Origin of the sequence: Rhodococcus baikonurensis, assembly GCF_040489275.1 — a bacterium.
GTDB lineage: Bacteria > Actinomycetota > Actinomycetes > Mycobacteriales > Mycobacteriaceae > Rhodococcus_F > Rhodococcus_F baikonurensis.
The window spans coordinates 20034-36625 of sequence record NZ_JBEUOQ010000023.1 but is presented as its reverse complement, the minus strand read 5'-3'; the positions used below and the strand labels follow the sequence as shown (position 1 = coordinate 36625).

General features: G+C 61.0%; 17 protein-coding genes and 1 pseudogene. 12 read left to right on the top strand and 6 right to left on the bottom strand.

All coding sequences use genetic code 11. The features are described from left to right. Positions 1–9: 9 nt before the first annotated feature. The 7 genes from ABWI03_RS30850 to ABWI03_RS30820 all read left to right on the top strand — a co-directional run bounded on the left by ABWI03_RS30850 (position 10) and on the right by ABWI03_RS30820 (position 6689). Complete coding sequence (locus tag ABWI03_RS30850) at positions 10–1668, top strand: peptidoglycan DD-metalloendopeptidase family protein (RefSeq protein WP_311052731.1); 1659 nt, start codon at positions 10–12, stop codon at positions 1666–1668. Between the two features lie 15 nt (positions 1669–1683). Continuing rightward, positions 1684–2262 carry a hypothetical protein gene (locus ABWI03_RS30845; protein ID WP_311052729.1) on the top strand — a complete coding sequence of 193 codons (579 nt, stop codon included), beginning with the start codon at positions 1684–1686 and terminating at the stop codon, positions 2260–2262. Then, positions 2259–2498, top strand: coding sequence for a hypothetical protein (locus ABWI03_RS30840; protein WP_019749775.1), 240 nt, complete (start codon positions 2259–2261; stop codon positions 2496–2498). Before ABWI03_RS30845 ends, ABWI03_RS30840 begins: the two co-directional genes overlap by 4 nt. Further along, positions 2495–3046, top strand: coding sequence for a thermonuclease family protein (locus ABWI03_RS30835; protein ID WP_311052728.1), 552 nt, complete (start codon positions 2495–2497; stop codon positions 3044–3046). The genes ABWI03_RS30840 and ABWI03_RS30835 overlap by 4 nt, the downstream gene beginning before the upstream one ends. After that, positions 3046–4959 carry a type IV secretory system conjugative DNA transfer family protein gene (locus ABWI03_RS30830; RefSeq protein WP_311052726.1) on the top strand — a complete coding sequence of 638 codons (1914 nt, stop codon included), beginning with the start codon at positions 3046–3048 and terminating at the stop codon, positions 4957–4959. Before ABWI03_RS30835 ends, ABWI03_RS30830 begins: the two co-directional genes overlap by 1 nt. After that, positions 4956–5672: a DUF4913 domain-containing protein gene (locus tag ABWI03_RS30825; RefSeq protein WP_311052725.1), complete on the top strand. Its 717-nt coding sequence runs from the start codon at positions 4956–4958 to the stop codon at positions 5670–5672. Before ABWI03_RS30830 ends, ABWI03_RS30825 begins: the two co-directional genes overlap by 4 nt. 63 nt (positions 5673–5735) lie before the next feature. Continuing rightward, complete coding sequence (locus tag ABWI03_RS30820; RefSeq protein WP_311052724.1) at positions 5736–6689, top strand: hypothetical protein; 954 nt, start codon at positions 5736–5738, stop codon at positions 6687–6689. A 74-nt stretch (positions 6690–6763) separates the two neighbouring features. Here ABWI03_RS30820 and ABWI03_RS30815 read toward each other — a convergent pair whose 3' ends face one another. Beyond that, the gene (locus ABWI03_RS30815) at positions 6764–7678 is read right to left on the bottom strand and encodes a DUF8370 family protein (RefSeq protein WP_311052723.1); all 915 of its coding nucleotides are present in this window, start codon (positions 7676–7678) and stop codon (positions 6764–6766) included. 192 nt (positions 7679–7870) lie between these two features. Further along, a complete protein-coding gene (locus tag ABWI03_RS30810) occupies positions 7871–8026 on the bottom strand; it encodes a hypothetical protein (RefSeq protein ID WP_185993519.1) in 156 nt (51 codons plus the stop codon). A 128-nt stretch (positions 8027–8154) separates the two neighbouring features. Here ABWI03_RS30810 and ABWI03_RS30805 point away from each other — a divergent pair, with 128 nt between their 5' ends. The 5 genes from ABWI03_RS30805 (at position 8155) to ABWI03_RS30785 (ending at position 13052) form a co-directional block, all read left to right on the top strand. Then, the gene (locus ABWI03_RS30805) at positions 8155–8532 is read left to right on the top strand and encodes a transcriptional regulator (protein ID WP_138874149.1); all 378 of its coding nucleotides are present in this window, start codon (positions 8155–8157) and stop codon (positions 8530–8532) included. A gap of 7 nt (positions 8533–8539) precedes the next feature. Beyond that, a complete protein-coding gene (locus ABWI03_RS30800) occupies positions 8540–9106 on the top strand; it encodes an ImmA/IrrE family metallo-endopeptidase (protein WP_311052721.1) in 567 nt (188 codons plus the stop codon). Positions 9107–9122: 16 nt separating this feature from the next. Further along, a complete protein-coding gene (locus tag ABWI03_RS30795) occupies positions 9123–9311 on the top strand; it encodes a hypothetical protein (RefSeq protein WP_353799027.1) in 189 nt (62 codons plus the stop codon). Positions 9312–9439: 128 nt separating this feature from the next. Continuing rightward, complete coding sequence (locus ABWI03_RS30790; RefSeq protein WP_311052720.1) at positions 9440–11077, top strand: integrase; 1638 nt, start codon at positions 9440–9442, stop codon at positions 11075–11077. 826 nt (positions 11078–11903) lie between these two features. Continuing rightward, positions 11904–13052, top strand: coding sequence for a helix-turn-helix domain-containing protein (locus tag ABWI03_RS30785; RefSeq protein ID WP_138874145.1), 1149 nt, complete (start codon positions 11904–11906; stop codon positions 13050–13052). A gap of 49 nt (positions 13053–13101) precedes the next feature. Here the strand turns inward: ABWI03_RS30785 and ABWI03_RS30780 are convergent, their stop codons facing one another. The 4 genes and pseudogenes from ABWI03_RS30780 to ABWI03_RS30765 all read right to left on the bottom strand — a co-directional run bounded on the left by ABWI03_RS30780 (position 13102) and on the right by ABWI03_RS30765 (position 16590). After that, positions 13102–13776, bottom strand: a complete 675-nt coding sequence (locus ABWI03_RS30780) for a DUF4145 domain-containing protein (protein WP_311052718.1) — start codon at positions 13774–13776, stop codon at positions 13102–13104. A 398-nt stretch (positions 13777–14174) separates the two neighbouring features. Next, complete coding sequence (locus tag ABWI03_RS30775; RefSeq protein ID WP_353799031.1) at positions 14175–15158, bottom strand: hypothetical protein; 984 nt, start codon at positions 15156–15158, stop codon at positions 14175–14177. 228 nt (positions 15159–15386) lie between these two features. Beyond that, positions 15387–15746 (bottom strand): annotated as a pseudogene (locus tag ABWI03_RS30770) (toll/interleukin-1 receptor domain-containing protein); the annotation flags it as partial. A gap of 88 nt (positions 15747–15834) precedes the next feature. Continuing rightward, positions 15835–16590, bottom strand: coding sequence for a hypothetical protein (locus ABWI03_RS30765; protein WP_311052716.1), 756 nt, complete (start codon positions 16588–16590; stop codon positions 15835–15837). Positions 16591–16592: the final 2 nt, after the last annotated feature.

Genomic DNA, 16592 nt, shown 5'->3' with positions numbered 1-16592 from the left:
ACTTCGGTCATGGACGTGAAAAAGATCGGCGCATTCTGCGGCGCCGCGCTGCTGGGTTTGGTGATGATCGTCGTGGTCATCATCGGCCCGGCCACGGAGAATCCCGATTGCGTACCCGGCGGGGGCCGGGTCGGATCGGTGGCTCCCGCCGGCTCACTGGTCAAGCCGACCAAGAGCAGCGAGACCACCGACACGTCGGGATTCGGTGCGCGCTGGGGAACCCAACACCAGGGCATCGACCGCGCCGGTCCCGTCGGAACACCGATCTACGCTTTCACCGACGGCCGCGTTGTCGCTGCCGGCCCCGCCGCCGGATTCGGCAACTGGATCATTCTCGATCACCAGATCGACGGGAAGGTCTACTCGACCGTCTACGGGCACATGTTCGACGACGGCGTTCTGGTCAAGGTCGGTGACCAGGTTTCCGCTGGTCAGGAAATCGGCATGATCGGCAACGCCGGCGAGTCCACCGGCGCGCATCTGCATTTCGAGGTGTGGGACGGTGGCCGTTTGCCCGACGGTGCCGGAACCGCAGTCGATCCGGCGCCCTGGGTCGACAAGGCCGCCGAACCCGGTGCCGCCGCCCCGGCTCCCGCACCAGGACAGGAACCTGCACCGAGCAACCCGGCTGAGCCGGGCACCGGAGGCCTCAATTCCAGTCAGCTCGCTCTCGCGAAGCAAGCGGTGGCCGTCGGGGAGTCGATCGGAGTTCCGGATCAGGGAATCGTCGTCGCCCTGGCCACGATGAGCCAGGAGAGCACGTACCGGATGCTTGCCAGCTCCAACGTCCCGGAATCGCTGCAATACCCGCACGACGGTGTGGGCTCGGATCACCTCTCGGTCAACCAGTACCAGCAGCAGGTCACCATCTGGGGGACCGCGGAAGAGCTGATGAACCCGGTGACCGCGAACGTGAAGTTCTACGACGCCCTGCTCAAAGTGTCGGGGTGGCAGTCCATGCCGGTCACCGTGGCTGCTCAGACGGTGCAAGGCTCGGCGCACCCGGAGGCGTATGCCGACGACGAGCCGCTCGCCCGTCAGCTCGCCGCCCAGTTCAAGGGCGCCGGCAAGGACCTCACGCCGCAAGAGTTGGCCGACATCGCCAAGGTCGGTGTTGCGACCGCGGTCATCGACGGCGGTGTCGGTGTCTGCACTCCAGGAGCCTCGAACTCCGGCGGCCCGCAGTTCAAGCCGGGTGGACCGTTCGGTGCGAATGTCATCGCGGCCGCGTCCCGGTGGATCGGTACGACGTACGCGTGGGGCGGCGGCGATCAGAACGGACCGACCAAGGGCATCAGCGACGGCGGCGGCGCCGGAGATGCGAACGGCGATCCGAACAAAGTCGGCTTCGACTGCTCCGGCCTGACGCTGTACGCGGTGTTCCAAGCCTCCGGCGGACAAATCCTGCTTCCACACTTCACCGGAAGCCACGGCAACCCCGGGCAGCTGTACGACGCTCGGGGACAGGACATTCCGTTCGATCAGAAGCAACCCGGCGACCTGATCTACTTCGGCGCCGGCGGGGACACCCACCACGTGGGCATCTACTACGGCAACGAAAACGGCCAGGACATGCTGCTCAACGCCCCGCAGTCCGGGCAAACCGTCTCCATCATGCCGCTCTCGGGTTGGGCCGGCGAAGACATGTACGTCAAGCGTTTCGGATAAAGGGAGAACACGATCATGACTCGCACACGCAACACTGCGGCCGCTGCCCTGCTGGCCGGGGCGCTTCTGCTCGCCGGATGTGGTTCCGGAGGTGACGGGCACGACAATCATCCCCTCGACGAGGGAGGCCCCGCCGACAGCTCACTGACGACCCCGCCCCCGCCGCCACTGCCGGGTGCGTTCGCCGGAGTCGACCAGAACGATCCGGAATCGGTCATGGTCGGCGCAGCGCAAGCCCTGTTCTCCTACGCCCCCGCCGAGGATGCGAACCAGCTGGCCGCAGCGCAGCGGGCCGCGCCGCTCTTCGACGAGCGGTACTACTCGGAGAACTCCGGTTCCTTCATCGCCCTCGCCCCGATCACCGGCAAACAGTGGCAGAGCTGGGCGAACGAGGGCGCGATCGTCACAGCATCGGCGAGTGTGACCAGCGACGAACACCCGGCCGATCAGCCGGCGAAAGTTTCCCGCGTTCTCGCCGTGACACAAACAGCAACCACACCGGAGGGAAAACCATTGAGCAGCACCACCTTCGCGGCATACATGAGCGCGACCAAACTCGGCGTCTGGCGCGTGAGTGCGGTGGCCGTGCGATGAGCCACGAACTTCTCTACGCGACCGGAACCGCTGCCGGTGAGCCGGCGGCGGCACTGGGCATCGCCCTCGAAACCTTGCAGGAGCTTCTCGGCGAATTGGAGTCGAACAACACTTTCGTTGTCGTGCAGGGACATTCGCACACCATCACGCCCACATCAGTACAGCAGCCAGGGATGATGCGCAGCGAACGCCCCGGCTACATCGCCACAGTCACCACCGTCGTGGAGATCTCATGAGCGGGGGAGCGCACCGGCTGCTGAACTGCGCTGTTGCGCTCGCGGTCGTCGGGGCCGGCATCTGGGGAACGGTCACTGTTCGCGAGTTGATCGCACCGGTCACCGATTCCGCGGCGTCGACGTCGGGTCAGGTGGTCCGGGTCGTCGACGGCGACACTGCCGATGTCCGTTTGGATTCCGGCGAGGATCTGCGGGTCCGGATCTTGGGGATCGACACTCCGGAGACTGTCAAACCCGATGCGGCGGTGCAGTGCTGGGGACCGGAAGCAAGCGCCTGGGCGCACACGACGCTCGACGATGCAGCGGTGACGTTGACGGGCGATCCTCGCTCCGACGACGTCGACCGATACGGCCGATCACTGCGTTACCTGACCTTGCCGGACGGCACCGATTACGGCGTACTTGCAGCTCGGTCGGGCATGGCGCGGGCGTACGTCTACGGCAACACACCTATCGAGAAGACCGCGGAAATAGCTGAGGCGCAAGAGGATGCGCGGTCGGCAGGAATCGGACTCTGGGGTCCGCCGTGCAACGGAGAGGCAAACTGATGAGTACCAGGACAGTGAAAGATCCATCAGCCTCGGACGGGCTGTTGCCGGCCGTTCTCATCGCCGGTTTGGTGGCAGTGGTCGGCGGCAGCGTGTGGGCAGGTATCCACCTCGGGACCGACCAGACCGCGCCGGGAAACCCGATCGCGATCGTCAAGGGCTTGATTCGAGGTGAACTCGTGTGGGAGACCGGGTCGACCCTGGTGGTTGCTCTGGTCCTGGCAGCAGTGATCGCTCTCGTGGTTGCCACGGCCGTGCTGGTGCGGCGGGTGCAGGGGGAGAAGACCCGCATCGACGCGAAAGCGAAGGTCATGGGCACCGGCCGCGACATCAAGGGCATCACCGAAAAGGAATGCCGCTCGATCGCGTACAAGAGCTTGGGCATGAAAGAAGAGCTCAAGGACCGAACAAAAGCGGTCGGGGTGCAGATCGGAAAGCACCTGCTCACCGGTCGGATGCTGCGCGGCAGCTACCAGGATCTTCACTGCGACATCTGGGGACCACGTACCGGTAAGTCCTCCTCCCGGGTCATTCCGGCGATCCTGTCGGCGCTGGGAGCGGTGCTGACCACGTCCAACAAACGTGACGTCGTCGACGCGACTCGGGCATGGCGGTCGGTGCGACTGATCGACCAGGAGAAGGGAAACACGGTCAAGGCCCGGTCGGTGGACTGGGGAACCTACAGCGACCCGGCCAAGCCCGTCGCAAAGGGCAAAGTGCATGTGAACACCCTCGTTCCGCGGAAAGTGTGGGTGTTCGATCCGCAGGGCGTCGCCGGTGAGGAACCGACGTGGTGGTGGAATCCGTTGTCCTGGGTCACCGACGAGGTCAAGGCCGCTGACCTGGCAGAACACTTCGCTGCCGGTGACGACGGAGTCGAGGCGAAAAAGGACCCGTTCTTCGACCCGGAAGGGCAAGACCTGGTCGCCGGGCTGCTCCTCGCGGCCGCCGTCGACAACCGTCCGATCACCGACGTGTACCTCTGGGCGACACAGGAGACCAACGACGAACCTGTCGCAATCTTGAAGGAGGCGGCCGGCGGGAAGTACGCGATGCAGGCGAGCGGCCTGGCGGCGCAGTACAACCAGACCGAAAAACAGCGATCCGGTGTTTTCACCACGGCGAAGAAGATGATTCGCTCGCTCAAGCTCTCCGCGGTCCATCCATGGGTGCGACCGATGGGTCCGGGCGACAACCGCCCGCATTTCGATCCTCGGGCGTTCGTCGCGAACGACGAGACGATGTACAGCCTCTCGCGAGAAGGCAACGGTTCGGCCGGTCCGCTGGTCACAGCTCTGACGGTCGCGATCATCGACGCCGCTGAGCAGCTGGCCACCAGCTCACCGAAGGGCCGTCTTCCCAAGCCGCTGATTGCAGCTCTCGACGAGGTCGCCAACGTGGTTCGCTGGACGAAGCTCCCCGGCCTCTACAGCCACTACGGCTCACGCGGCATCCTGATCATGGCGATCTTGCAGTCCTGGTCACAGGGCGAGGACGTGTGGGGCGCGAAGGGCATGAGCAAACTGTGGTCCGCCTCGAACGTGCGCGTCTACGGCGGCGGCGTCGCAGTCGACGACGGCAACTTCCTCAAGGACATGTCCACCGCGATCGGTGAGCACTGGGAAATCACCGGCTCCGTCTCCAACAGCGGCAACGGTCGCAGCGTGTCCAAGCATCGCAGCAAGGAACGCACCCTCACCGAAGCCGAACTCGAAGCGCTACCCCGCGGCCGCGCGGTCGTACGTTCCTCGGGTAACTCGCCGACGCTGGTGAAGACGGTGCCCTGGTGGGAGGGACCGAACAAGGACGCTGTCGTGGCCTCGATCAAGGTTCACGATCCCGAACCGGAGAAGACCCTGGCGAAGGCCGTCACCAAGGTCGGCGCCGTCGACGCAGTGGAGCTGGTCGCATGAGCACCGATTTCGACTTCCCCGGATTCGCCGACGACTTCGAGCCGCCACCGGAAGGCGCCTACGACGAGGTACCGATCGACGAGGTACCGATCGACGACCCCGCGCCGGCTGTTGATCCTGGCATCGCTGCGCCGGCCGAACCTGCCAGTGCGCTCAGTGCGCAGATGGAAGCGTTCGTGGCGCGGGCGATGGACAAACGGATCAGCCAGGAAGCGGATGCGATCGCGGCGGCGAAGTTCGAGGAGATGCTCACTCCCGAACTGCACACCCAACTCCAAGAAGCTGCACAAGCGCGCCTCGTCGCGCAGCTCGCGGCGGCGCTCAAGGTCCCGGAGGAAGTCGAACCTGAGCCGGAACCGCAGATGGTGTTCGGCTCGGCGGAGGAGTTCCTGCGGGACTGGCTCGCTCCGACGTACCGCCGTCAGGTGATGGACACCCCTTCGCGTGTGTGGTGCCCGCAGTGGTGGAAGCACGAGGAAGCGGTCAACCGCGTTGAAGCTCTCTGGCGGGCGTGGGAGTACCTGCGCCTGGATGCGAAGACCGGCATGAGTGTGTGGTGGCGCGATCACGCCGATCACCACATGGAAAAGCTGTTCGCGGGCGATGGCCCCTTCAAGGCGTGCTCGGCCGAGCGGGGCCACAAAGGTTCCGTGAAGCCGCTGCCTACCGACAAGGCTCCGGACGCACTGTTCCCTGATCAGCGCGAGGCGTGACCTCCGCGAAACCGCTCTTTCGGCCCGCACCCGGCGGACCGGTTCGACGAAAGGTGAGAGCAGATGTCCGATGACGAAGTAGGCACGATCAGCCGCGAAGTGGGCATGGCGATGCGCGTGGCGATGCAGGTGATGAGCCGACTCGCCGAGCAGATGGCACGCTCCCGCGAACAGCGGATGCGCGATGCACAGCATCGCAGCGAACAGGCAACCCGTGAGTACGCCGAACGTCTCAAGGTCGAACGGACGGCCGCCGAGACGCAGCTGCGAGGAGTCTCGGAGAAGCAGTGGTGGGATCAGGCGAAGCCGGAGGCGATCACCGACGCCTACTTGCAGGCAAAGGCGTGGAGCCCTGAATCGGAGATCGCAGCCCAGGCTGCGCACAAGATCCGTTCCGAAGTCCACCAGCGATACGGCTTCGACGTCGACAACGATCAGGCGGCACGGGAGTTCCTCGCGTACGGCCGCGCGTACAAGGACGTCGCAGGTACGGAGCAGAAGCAGGCCGCTCAGGATCGCGTCGAAGCTGGTGCTGCGATGACCGCGGCCGAGAGCGCCGACCATAAAGCAGAACGCGCGGCGGTCGAGCTCGAAGAAGCGAAGACGTGGGCGCGGGAGAACACTCCAGAGTGGTTCGCCGTCTGGGAGCAGACGTACGGCCCGGAGGCGGGGAAGGACGAACGGAGCGACGCAGAGAAAGAGCTTGTCGGGGACTGGCAGCGGTCACAGCCCGAAACGTCGACGGCAGTCGAGGAAGGCAACCGCGCTCAAGGTGACGATGAACGTGGCGAAGCTGTCGAGAAGTACGACTCCGCGGACCGGCGGACCACGTTCGCGAACAGCATGCACGCGGCCGGCGTCGACTCCGAAGCGATCGCAGCTCGAATGTCCGCCGACACTGCGCAGGGACGCCCCGCCCGCGATGCGGTCCGAACCGGACCGGTCAAGCCGCCAGTCGCACGGAAGGGGAAGACGAACAAGTCACAGGGGCGCGACCGCCAACATGCCGGCCGATAGGCAGGTAATCCAAAGAAGCACGAAGGCCCCGCACACAATCTATGCGGGGCCTTCCGTGCTCTCGACCAAGGAAGTCAGGCTACGCGCTGGTGACTTTCGGTCGACGCTCTCCGTGCCCGGACGAAGCGCCGGAAGAGATCAAGCAGGTCGTCGTCCTTGGCATGCGCTCGGTGGGTCATACTGATATTCGTGGCGCGACCACGTTCCAGCCCGGGCTGAATTTTGAGAACATCCTTCGGGGACGTCAGGACCTTACCGTCGCTGGCTACCACCGCACGCTCCATTTGTGCGTAGCTGAGCACGCTCGTTTCGTAATAACGACGCGCAGACATCAACAGCGTAGAGCGGGCCCACGCTCGCGGAACCAAGACAAGCGGCTTTCCGTCCGCAACCGGCAGCATCAGCACCTTGTCCGTCCACCCTCTCGCATGGGGATCCCACACCTGCCTGGTGAATCTCTCGACACGATGTCGGCCAGATCGGAACTGCGGAAATTGCTCGACCATCTCGGCAGTGAAATTGGCCAGCGGTTCAAATACAATTCTCGTGGTGATGTCTGATGTGATGTCGCGATCGATACCCTCGACAAACAGTGGAAGATCCTCGATCTGACGGAGCACACTCACCCTGATCAGCGCCTCAAGTTCAGTGTTAAGGCTCGTCCAGATCCAGGACCCGACTTCTCCGGCCCCACCGTGGCCACTGAAACTATTGGCGGCCAATCCAAGTCGTGTCTCCCATGGCTCAACGAACCGCTGCAACAGTTCGAGGCCTTGTCGACGTGCGACCCCGCCAGGAGTGAGCACGCATCGAGTAACTTCAGCAAAGAAACTCTCAGTACATTGATTTGCCTGTGCAGCAATTGGATCCGTGCCGCCGGCAAGCCGAATTGCATACGGGTCGACGAACATCCTGTTGTCGACCGAGATGTCAACGTCAAGGAAAGGCACGGGATCCGAGATCCCGTAGTAATCGGTAATGAGAGCCACGGCTCCCCCTTCTTAGGTTGTGGCCCAAAGAGGAGGAGGGACTACCTGTCCCAGGAAACTCCTGTACGCTCACGCCGACTCTCCAAAGTCATCGCCGCGCCCTCGGGCCGGTCCTGCCTCGACCTGACGTTTCAGGATCGAGACAGTTAGATGCGGGTGGTCGGCAGACGCCTGCAAGCATCGGCCGACCACTCATTTTTCGTTCCGGACGCCCTTGTGCTGCTGCGAGCTTCCGTTGAGAATCTTTCCGGTGGATGTGTCGCGTTTGAACCAGGTCTTCCCGACCTTGAATTCGCTGCGGCTTTTGACTGCGCCGACGCGATGTCCGCGCCCCGTGTTCTTCGCCATCTCAACTCCTGTTCACGATCTACAGTGTTGCAGTATTACAACACTGTATCGATATCGTACCACATTACGTTTCGGTACTGAAACAGTCTCCTGAGGCGTTAGGATTGCCGAGTGAGAGGAAAAAAGCAATGACACAGGCTGTAGAACTGGAGAAACTCGTAGGTGTTCTGGATTCGCGAATCACGGCGGAACACATTTCATGGAGAACGGCCGCAAGCCAGATTGGCGTGAGCCCGGCCCTCCTGTCTCGGCTCCGAAACGGTCTTCAACCCGATCTGCAGTCCTACGCCAAGATTGTGCGGTGGCTGGATATGTCCGCCGATGACTTCCTCGCCGAACCCGCACATTCAGTTCGTGGAGACGACAGCGACCAACGGGAACTCGAGACAGAAGTAAGTGCACTTCTCCGAGCACGTGCAGATTTGAACGAACAGGACAAGAAGCATTTGGAGGACATTTTCCGCTTGACGTTGGCGCACGTACGTGCGGGCAAAGCTGGATCTTGAGCGACGAATGGCAACGACAAAGAAGGCTCTTCGACAACTCGCCGACGAAGTCAGAGCAGAACTCGGATTGAGTCGGCACGATCCGTTCGACCCGCACATTTGGGCACAGGAGTACGGGGTCCCGTTCATTTCCCTGCACGACGTACCGTTGCCCGCGGAAGCGAGACGCAGATTCATCGTCGATGCGCCGGAACTTTGGTCCGCCGCGCTCGTTCAGAACGGAACGGGTCATGTCGTGATTTACAACCCCGCGCACACGCCGGCCCGAATCCGATCCAACCTGGCGCACGAGGTCGCACATTTCGTTGCCGAACACACCATCTCCGCAGCGTGGGTCGATCAGAGCAGGTGCGCTGGCACCAGCAAAGAGCAGGAGGGAGAGGCAAATGAACTCGCCGGAGCGCTTCTCATTCCCGCTGACCAAGCGTTGCAACACGCGATACGCGGCGCCAACCCGGACGCAGTGGCGAGGCAATACGGCGTCAGCCTGGAGATGGCGCAGTGGCGCATGCGTATCTCCGGTGGCGCGAAGATCGCTTCACGGAGTCGGGCACGGAAAATCCGGGCAACCTGAGACGTGCCCCAAACCGGTGTTGCGCGAGCACCGTAACGAGCACAACGGCCCGCAAGAACTTCTGCGAGCTTTCTACGCAGGAGCCGCCCCGCGCGTGATGCAGTACGGCAACGGACCAGGTAAGTCGTCGGGCGCCAATCCCGCCCCTGAAATCCGCCCCTGGAGGCTTCACCCCACCTGCACCCAACAGATTCTGGACCTCTAGAGGAGAAGCTTTTATCGAACGTATGTTCGATTCAATCGATAAAAAAGCGGGGAATAACTCGAAAGTCATTCCCCAGCTCAAGATGTCAGCGTTTCCGCTTGTGTATGACACTACGCGATGATGCAGAAGTGAGCAAACCTGAAATCGATCCCGCAACGCTGGATCTCACAACCGATCCATACGCCCAGCACATCACCACTCGACTCCTGGACTTCTTTGGCGATACCTCTCCATGGCAGCGGAGACTCTGGGATACCGGGACCGTCACCGCACTGTGCGAGCTGGACGAGGCATCGAGCTGGCGGGCCAAAAGCGTGCTGTCATCAGGTGCAGTGAATTGGCTGGCGTCCGACATCATTCGCCTAGCCGGCAAAGACATTGGAGTAGGCAATCGCGAGCTGCGGTCACAATTGACCAGCACCCTCAAATCTGGCGTTCCCCATGGGAGCCGGAACCATAGAACTCTCAGGCAAATAACTGACATGGTGCGGGTGGGCTATGTGGGCCGATGGGGCGCTGCCGTGGGCGGCCCATCTCGACCGTCGCCGGAACGACTCTCCCGAGCTCTCGCATCCCACCTCCTAGATTGTGGCTACAGCATGCGTTTCCTACACCGATGGGTCACAGGCAATGTGTACGCCAACAACTCCCTCGGCGAACTGCTCGACTCCGCTGGGTCACTTTCCGAACACGAAGTTCGGGAATTCGAGGTGATGGTTCCTTTCATCTCCCTACCGGGAATGCAACTTGCCGAAGCCCTACCCGAGTGGCGCAACGCAGGCGCATTGAATGAATGGGCCCATAAGAGAGCGGCCAAGCTGACCAACACTCCTATGTGCGGGGGATTTTTGTACAAGATCGAGGCCAGGGATCATTTTGGGGCCGGTGACGCCACCAACGAAACTATCGACAGGATCATCGCTCGCAGCAGCTACACCCGAAAGACTGGTCGCGGCGCCAAGATCCCCGAACCTTTTGGGAACGTGTGGGTCTGGGACGGCAGCGAATGCCATGAGGTCGCATTGCAGCCGCCCGGGCGCGGCGCATTCGTCCTCTCTCTACAGACCGAGAAACAGGTTTACAACGTCTCTCGTCCTACCGCACTGGATGACGCACTCGAACTCGCCGCTCCACTGAACTACGGATCCCCTGGGCCAGCGATCTCAGGAGGGTGGGCCGCCATTGAGGCACTCCTCATCGCGCCCGGGGATAACGAGGACACCAAAGAAGGGCGTGGAGCCGTCGCGGCTGATCGTATGGCCGCCTTGGTGTCCTGCTCCTGGCCAAGAGGTGAACTGACATCGCTCTCTCACAAACATGCCCCCAACACGCCAGATCGCCTAGCGCTAGAACTGGGGAATGTTTCGACCAATCGCGAGCGGGCCGTACTGGTCGCTGATGCACTTAAATCAGGTCGTTCACTCGAGCTAACACGACCCTCTGACATCGCAGCAGCCCAACGGATGCAGAGCCTGGTAAACAATCCGCGCAGCACGCTTGGCGACGTAACGAAACATGTCACGACAGCACTTCGGCGGCTGTACAGACAACGCAACCTCTTGATGCACGGGGGTTCCACCAACTCTGTTGCCCTGCAAGCCACCCTACGAACAGCTGCACCTTTAGTCGGCGCTGGACTTGACCGAATCATCCACGCCTCACTGAACGATGGGGTTGATCCACTGTCTTTAGCATCACGCGCCCTACTCAACCTTCGGTTGGTCGGCGGCGATGACGGGCGACACCTGGCAGACCTTCTCGAGTAATCCCGGCTGCGGACCAACTCGGAATCAACTACCCAAACCTGAAGTCAAGTAGCCATATGTGGTTCAAAACTAAAGTCATATGATAGGTTTCTGGACTAAGACTTAGGAGGAGCTGTGGATGCTGGCCGTAGGTGGGCGCTGGAGACTTTCGGTGAGTACGGCCCCCATATTAGGGAGCAAGTTGCCCAACACATTCGCAGTGAACACGAGGCTTCATTGGATGCGCAGGAAGCATCCGGACACCGATCAAAGAGGGTTTACGGCGAGTTCTGGAGTGGCGTTCTCGAGCGTTTCGAGACCTTCGGCAAGTTGCCCGACGCGGCACTCGTTCGACCAGGTCGGGCCCCATACAAAATTCCAGTGATCAAGGGTGTCGCACTGTTCCCATGGCGGTTCTCCAACAACAAGGACACTGGTCTCGGCGAGATTCCGTTCGGCACTTCTGAAGCTCGAATTGCAATGACTGAATTGCCTACTCCTGCAACGCAAGGGGCGCTGGATTTGAACCTGCCTGATGCCGGACTTTCGGGATCAGACAGGGCAATGCTCGAAGAGTTCCAGCTAATCGCAGATGACAGCTCCGTACCTTCGGGACGCCTCGTGGTCGTCGCAGTATCCAGTTCTAGCCGCGGCTTGTTCTCAGTTGAGTGGGGGGAAGTCCAGCTCCGCGCGAATCGTTGCGTTGAGTGGATGGATTTCACGGAAAGTCTGCTACCGGTTCAGCAGACGAAACCAGTCTCGATCACACCAACACGGACTTTCACGTCAGGAGCATTGCCCCCAAAGTTCCCTCGGAATCCAGTAGAGAGGTCAGGCGAATCACACGATGGCTGACACCGGCAACCGTGAACCGGAACTCTCACTCTTTAGCCGGGATGTCCAATCCGAGCTTGCTGTCATAGCGGACGCATTTGAGCCAGCGCGACTCACCCAAGCCCGGGTATTGGCTGAACTAACCAAGTCAGAGCTCGCAGATGCGGTGGGCGTTTCGGCGGCAGCGATTGGGCAGTACGAGTCCGGTATCAACAAACCGCGACAGGAACTGTTACCCGGCCTATCCAAATCCCTATCAGTGCCGGTGCAGTTCTTCGCCACAGGGCGCCCGTTTGGGCATCTCGATACAACCGATGCGCATTTTCGGAGCCTACGGTCTACCCGCGCGAAGGATCGAGCCAAAGCTGCCGCACACGCAGAACAACTCTGGGAGCTCACACATGCGCTCGAAAAGCGTGTGAAGTTCCCCGATCTAGATCTTCCTGAAATCGAGGAAGGGACTTCGCCGGTCTACGCCGCTCAACTCTTACGTCAGCATTGGAGGGTCCAGCGAGGCCCCGTGCCCCACCTCGCCGCCACGATGGAATCACGCGGTCTCGTAATATGTCTCATCCCATTGACCAACGAATCAGTCAGCCGCGTCAAAGCATATTCCACCAGAACACTGGGCCGCCCATTGGTGATTGTTACTCCTGAGCGCTTCAAATCCGTATACGAATACCGATTCACATGCGCTCATGAGATCGGCCATCTACTCATGCACCCCAGCCCGCTTCCTGGGGATCGTCAGCAGGAGCGTGAAGCGGATCAATTCGCTGCCGAATTTCTCACCCCACGGACGGAGATAGAGCCGCTGCTGCCTAGGACTGCTCGTATCGCGTCCTTAGAACAGCTAAGCGGAACATGGGGCGTATCCGTTGAGTCGTTGATCTACAGGATGGGGGAACTTCAGCTAGTAGGGGACGCGTCAATCCGCCGAGCCCATCAGCGTCTCGCTGAGATGGCTGGCCTTCGGCGAGAAGAACCGCTGACCTCATATCCTGGTGAGATGCCCAGCCTTCTACACGAAGCGCTGGAATTGACGGGGCAGATGGGTTTCTCACGTGCCGATCTCGCGGAAGAGCTGTGCTGGACTCAGCGCCACCTAGCAAACATCCTCGGTGAAACGGATACGAGACCTGCTCTCCGCGTAGTCCGTTAGCGGTGGCGCTTATCGTCTTGCCGATCAGGCACTGGCCGTCGGCCGGATTTTATGTCGAAGCAGCCTTCTTGGCCTCGCGTGCACTTTTGGCTCGTTCGATGCGTTTCGGCGTCTGAAACACTTCGTCGAGAAAGATGGACATCATGTTGAGGATCTCGTCGGCCTCTTCCGCGATCACATCGTCGATGAAATCACCGTGGGCCATGTCATTGCCCAGAAATCGAATCTCATGTGCGGCTTCCTGAATGCTCGCCCGGATGTGGCCATGTTCAGCAAGGGTGTCGATCTTGGTCGCCAGATTTCCCTTGACGATTTCCTTCTCCTTGCAAGTGGCTTCGATTACTGATCGAGACATCAGTACGGCGGCACGGAGGGCATTGAAACTTCGACACCGGTAGGCCTCGTCTGCCGCGGAGGCGATATGCGTCGGTACATCAGGGAAGTCTCGACCACTTGCACGTTCCGGGTACCAGACCGATATGTCCGCAGTGGAGTGGACCGAAGAGGCGGACACACCCCGCGTTGCGGTCCCGCCTACACCCGCACTGGGCCATTTGCAGTTATCGCACGTATACAAACCCGCAATGGGGTCACCCTCCCGCTCACCGTTGGGATTCAACACTTGCGTGTAAACGAGCGTCATGTGTGAGGACTTTTCACAATGCCAACAAACTCTGTTCGCCATGGCACAAAGACTAAGCGACGCTCCTACGGTGAAACCCATTTCATTGACACCTGGTCGGCGTCAGAAATCGCGTTCAATCTCACGGTCGTGATGCGCGCCATTCCGCAACGGCTTCTCCCGAACTGGTGGGGGTGTTTTCCCGTTTTCCTTGCGCAGGCGGGGGAGTGTGAGGTCCTTACCGAGGCGTCCGCCGTAGAAGATCGGCTTGGCATCAGCCCCGGGCGCGAGGCCGTCCCGCTTGCGATGCGGTCCGAACCGGGGCCGGGCCGGGTAAGACTCTGGTCGCGTGGAAGGGGAAGCCGAACAAGTCGCAGGGGCGCGACCGTCAACATGCTGGTCGTTGACTGGCTGTAGAGCTGAGATGACGCAGGGCCGAGGTAGACTTTGCTGCCTCGGCCCTGCGTTGTCGGCGTGCTTCTCGGGCTGTACTGAGACTGCTAGCGGTTACGCATCAGGTGATCCTCGGTCAATCGTCTGACCTCTTGCGAGGCGGCTTTTGCGCGGTCTGGCGAACCGCCGAACAACCCACTGTGCAACGGCAACCAGTCGCCGCCGGCTCTCTCGCATTCATCGAGGTATCTCGACCACACGGAATTCGATTCATCGAAGGCGGCGGTGCGTTGCGCGAATGTACCCAGCCATGGATCGGCGTGAACACGACCGCTGTCTTTGATGTCGACGGTAATCATCGAGAAGAGCACCTCTGCTTGATCGAACAGCTTCTCGTACTCCGACGAGGAAACCCCAGCGCTGTCGAAGTTCCGCCGCAGTGTCTCTCGCAAGTACCGAGATGCGGGAAACCGGACTCCTTGGCGGAGCCGGCCTGACACAATCGCCCCGAGCATCTCATCCGTCAGAAATCCTTGCTGATGCGCGAACAGCGTTTGAGTGATCTCCGCGGTGCGAAGAGAGTAGTACGGAGAAGCACCGACGATCATGGGGCGATGGGAGGTAACTCCTCCGAACTGCTCTGACACATCAAGCTGAGCCTCGCAGCTCAAGGTCTGAATCATTCGATAGTTTCCCTCGCGAAGGGCAGCGATCGTGGCGGCGTACATCAAAAGTGTCGTCGGAAACAGTGCCAAGCCCGTCAAGTATTCGGCGCGCATTGGCTGGATAATCGATCCAGGCTTCGACGCGTCGACTCGAGTCGCTGCGATGTCCTCGAGCGCTCGTCGGAAGACCGGAACATAGTCCACACCCCACAGGCCCCCTCGAATGAAGAGGTCAACTGCCGGATCGACCAAGTCGCGGTAGGTCTCGGCACCCTCTACCATCTGCCTTACCCGACTCGCGGAGTCGCTTCCGGGAACGAATGCGGGAGGGAACTTGTCGATGTCCTGAAGTCCGGCGAATACCGGTCGCAGGATTTCCCGTACGGCGCGATCGACTCGCGGTTGCGGGCCTCCTGTACTGAGCATGTCCTCCAACTCGTGAATACGAGACTCAACGGACGGCGTTGCAGTGACAGTTGCCGTCGACTCAGCGGGACGGACTGACAACGCCCCGACTGTCGCAGTCGAATCAATACCTGCTGGTGCGGCCGCGAGCCGAGCAGCCCGAGCAGTGTCTAGCTGGTGCAGTTCGTCCACTCGACGCGCGATGGCTTTAGCAAGCTCCTGCCCGTTTTTGATCTTGTCTGCACCAAAGAAGTCTGCAAACTGGATGGCACCGAGATAGTCGCCGCTTCCAATGTCGTAGCTCGGAATTTTCGACTCGTCGAACCGAACATTGAACAGCCACAGATCCTCCGGGCGGCGTCTCCTCAGTTCTATCGATGCGAGGTTCAACTCCTCATTTTGCCCATTGGAGCGTTTGCTTTCGCCGTTCTCGGAGAAACACATCACGGCAACGGCGCTATCTCGAAGTGCTGTCTCGATCGTCCTTTTCCACCGTGTACCCACAGATATGGACGTTCGATCCAGCCACACCGTCAGCCCTTCCGCTTCCAACAGTGATATGAGCTCGTCAGCGACGGCAGAGTCCTCACGAACGTAGGAAAAGAACACGTGGCCCGGGCTCGCGGGTGAAGGTGTCGACACGCGACGATCTTACTGGTCGTCCGGTTTTCAATTACGCCTTTGGTCGAGGCAAGCGTCAGGATGGGCTCATCCGCACGAGCCCTGCAATCTCGTCGTTGAACTTGCCTCGACATGTGGCGTTCCAAAGCGCAACGGCTTCGACATATCCGACCAATGCTTCGGGAGTGGTGTCAATCGGCCCCAGCGGAAGCAATTCCACATCGGCGAGGGTGCCGACCAGCGGCGGCAACGGCTCGGTTCCTTCCCAGGTATCAAGGATTGCTGCCAGAGTTTGTATGTGCGACGTCCACTGCTCGGTCAGGGTCTGCCGCGCAATCGCCTCGCGGCCTACGAAAGAAAGCGGCACGGAATCTCGCCGCAGTTCGGGAGCTTCGGCGTAGGTGGAGATGCGAAGTAGGTGGTAAGTGGCAACGGACCTCGCGGCGAGAGTCAGATGCGATTGTCCGAGTGCGATCTGGAGGTCACGGGCCGACCGTGAGAGCCTCTCGAACACTTCTTTGGATCGGGTGAAGATCGCCCGGAAGTTGGCTTCGTCGGTGCCATCTCGGCCGTACGAGCGATTGATCTCGACAAGCTCTGTCATCGCCTGGCGGGCGTCCTCTACAAATCTCCGTGCGAATGCCCGTCGGCGTTCCTCTGCGACCAGGAGGCGGTCGTGTGCGAACTGCTCGGCGATCAGGTTCCGGTCGTGCTTGAACTGCGCTTTGAGGAATCGGTACGCCACGTACAAAGCGATGAGCGAAAGGAGCAACGGAAGCCCGGTGTCCGCGATCCACTCGGCGTTCCAAATCTGCGACCAGAAGTTCTTCACGG

Excerpts from the sequence above, each read along its gene's own strand:
- ABWI03_RS30850 (WP_311052731.1), top strand. The coding sequence starts at position 10 with ATGGACGTGAAAAAGATCGGCGCATTCTGCGGCGCCGCGCTGCTGGGT.
- ABWI03_RS30845 (WP_311052729.1), top strand. The coding sequence starts at position 1,684 with ATGACTCGCACACGCAACACTGCGGCCGCTGCCCTGCTGGCCGGGGCG.
- ABWI03_RS30840 (WP_019749775.1), top strand. The coding sequence starts at position 2,259 with ATGAGCCACGAACTTCTCTACGCGACCGGAACCGCTGCCGGTGAGCCG.
- ABWI03_RS30835 (WP_311052728.1), top strand. The coding sequence starts at position 2,495 with ATGAGCGGGGGAGCGCACCGGCTGCTGAACTGCGCTGTTGCGCTCGCG.
- ABWI03_RS30830 (WP_311052726.1), top strand. The coding sequence starts at position 3,046 with ATGAGTACCAGGACAGTGAAAGATCCATCAGCCTCGGACGGGCTGTTG.
- ABWI03_RS30825 (WP_311052725.1), top strand. The coding sequence starts at position 4,956 with ATGAGCACCGATTTCGACTTCCCCGGATTCGCCGACGACTTCGAGCCG.
- ABWI03_RS30820 (WP_311052724.1), top strand. The coding sequence starts at position 5,736 with ATGTCCGATGACGAAGTAGGCACGATCAGCCGCGAAGTGGGCATGGCG.
- ABWI03_RS30810 (WP_185993519.1), bottom strand. The coding sequence starts at position 8,026 with ATGGCGAAGAACACGGGGCGCGGACATCGCGTCGGCGCAGTCAAAAGC.
- ABWI03_RS30805 (WP_138874149.1), top strand. The coding sequence starts at position 8,155 with ATGACACAGGCTGTAGAACTGGAGAAACTCGTAGGTGTTCTGGATTCG.
- ABWI03_RS30800 (WP_311052721.1), top strand. The coding sequence starts at position 8,540 with ATGGCAACGACAAAGAAGGCTCTTCGACAACTCGCCGACGAAGTCAGA.
- ABWI03_RS30785 (WP_138874145.1), top strand. The coding sequence starts at position 11,904 with ATGGCTGACACCGGCAACCGTGAACCGGAACTCTCACTCTTTAGCCGG.
- ABWI03_RS30780 (WP_311052718.1), bottom strand. The coding sequence starts at position 13,776 with ATGGGTTTCACCGTAGGAGCGTCGCTTAGTCTTTGTGCCATGGCGAAC.
- ABWI03_RS30775 (WP_353799031.1), bottom strand. The coding sequence starts at position 15,158 with ATGCTCAGTACAGGAGGCCCGCAACCGCGAGTCGATCGCGCCGTACGG.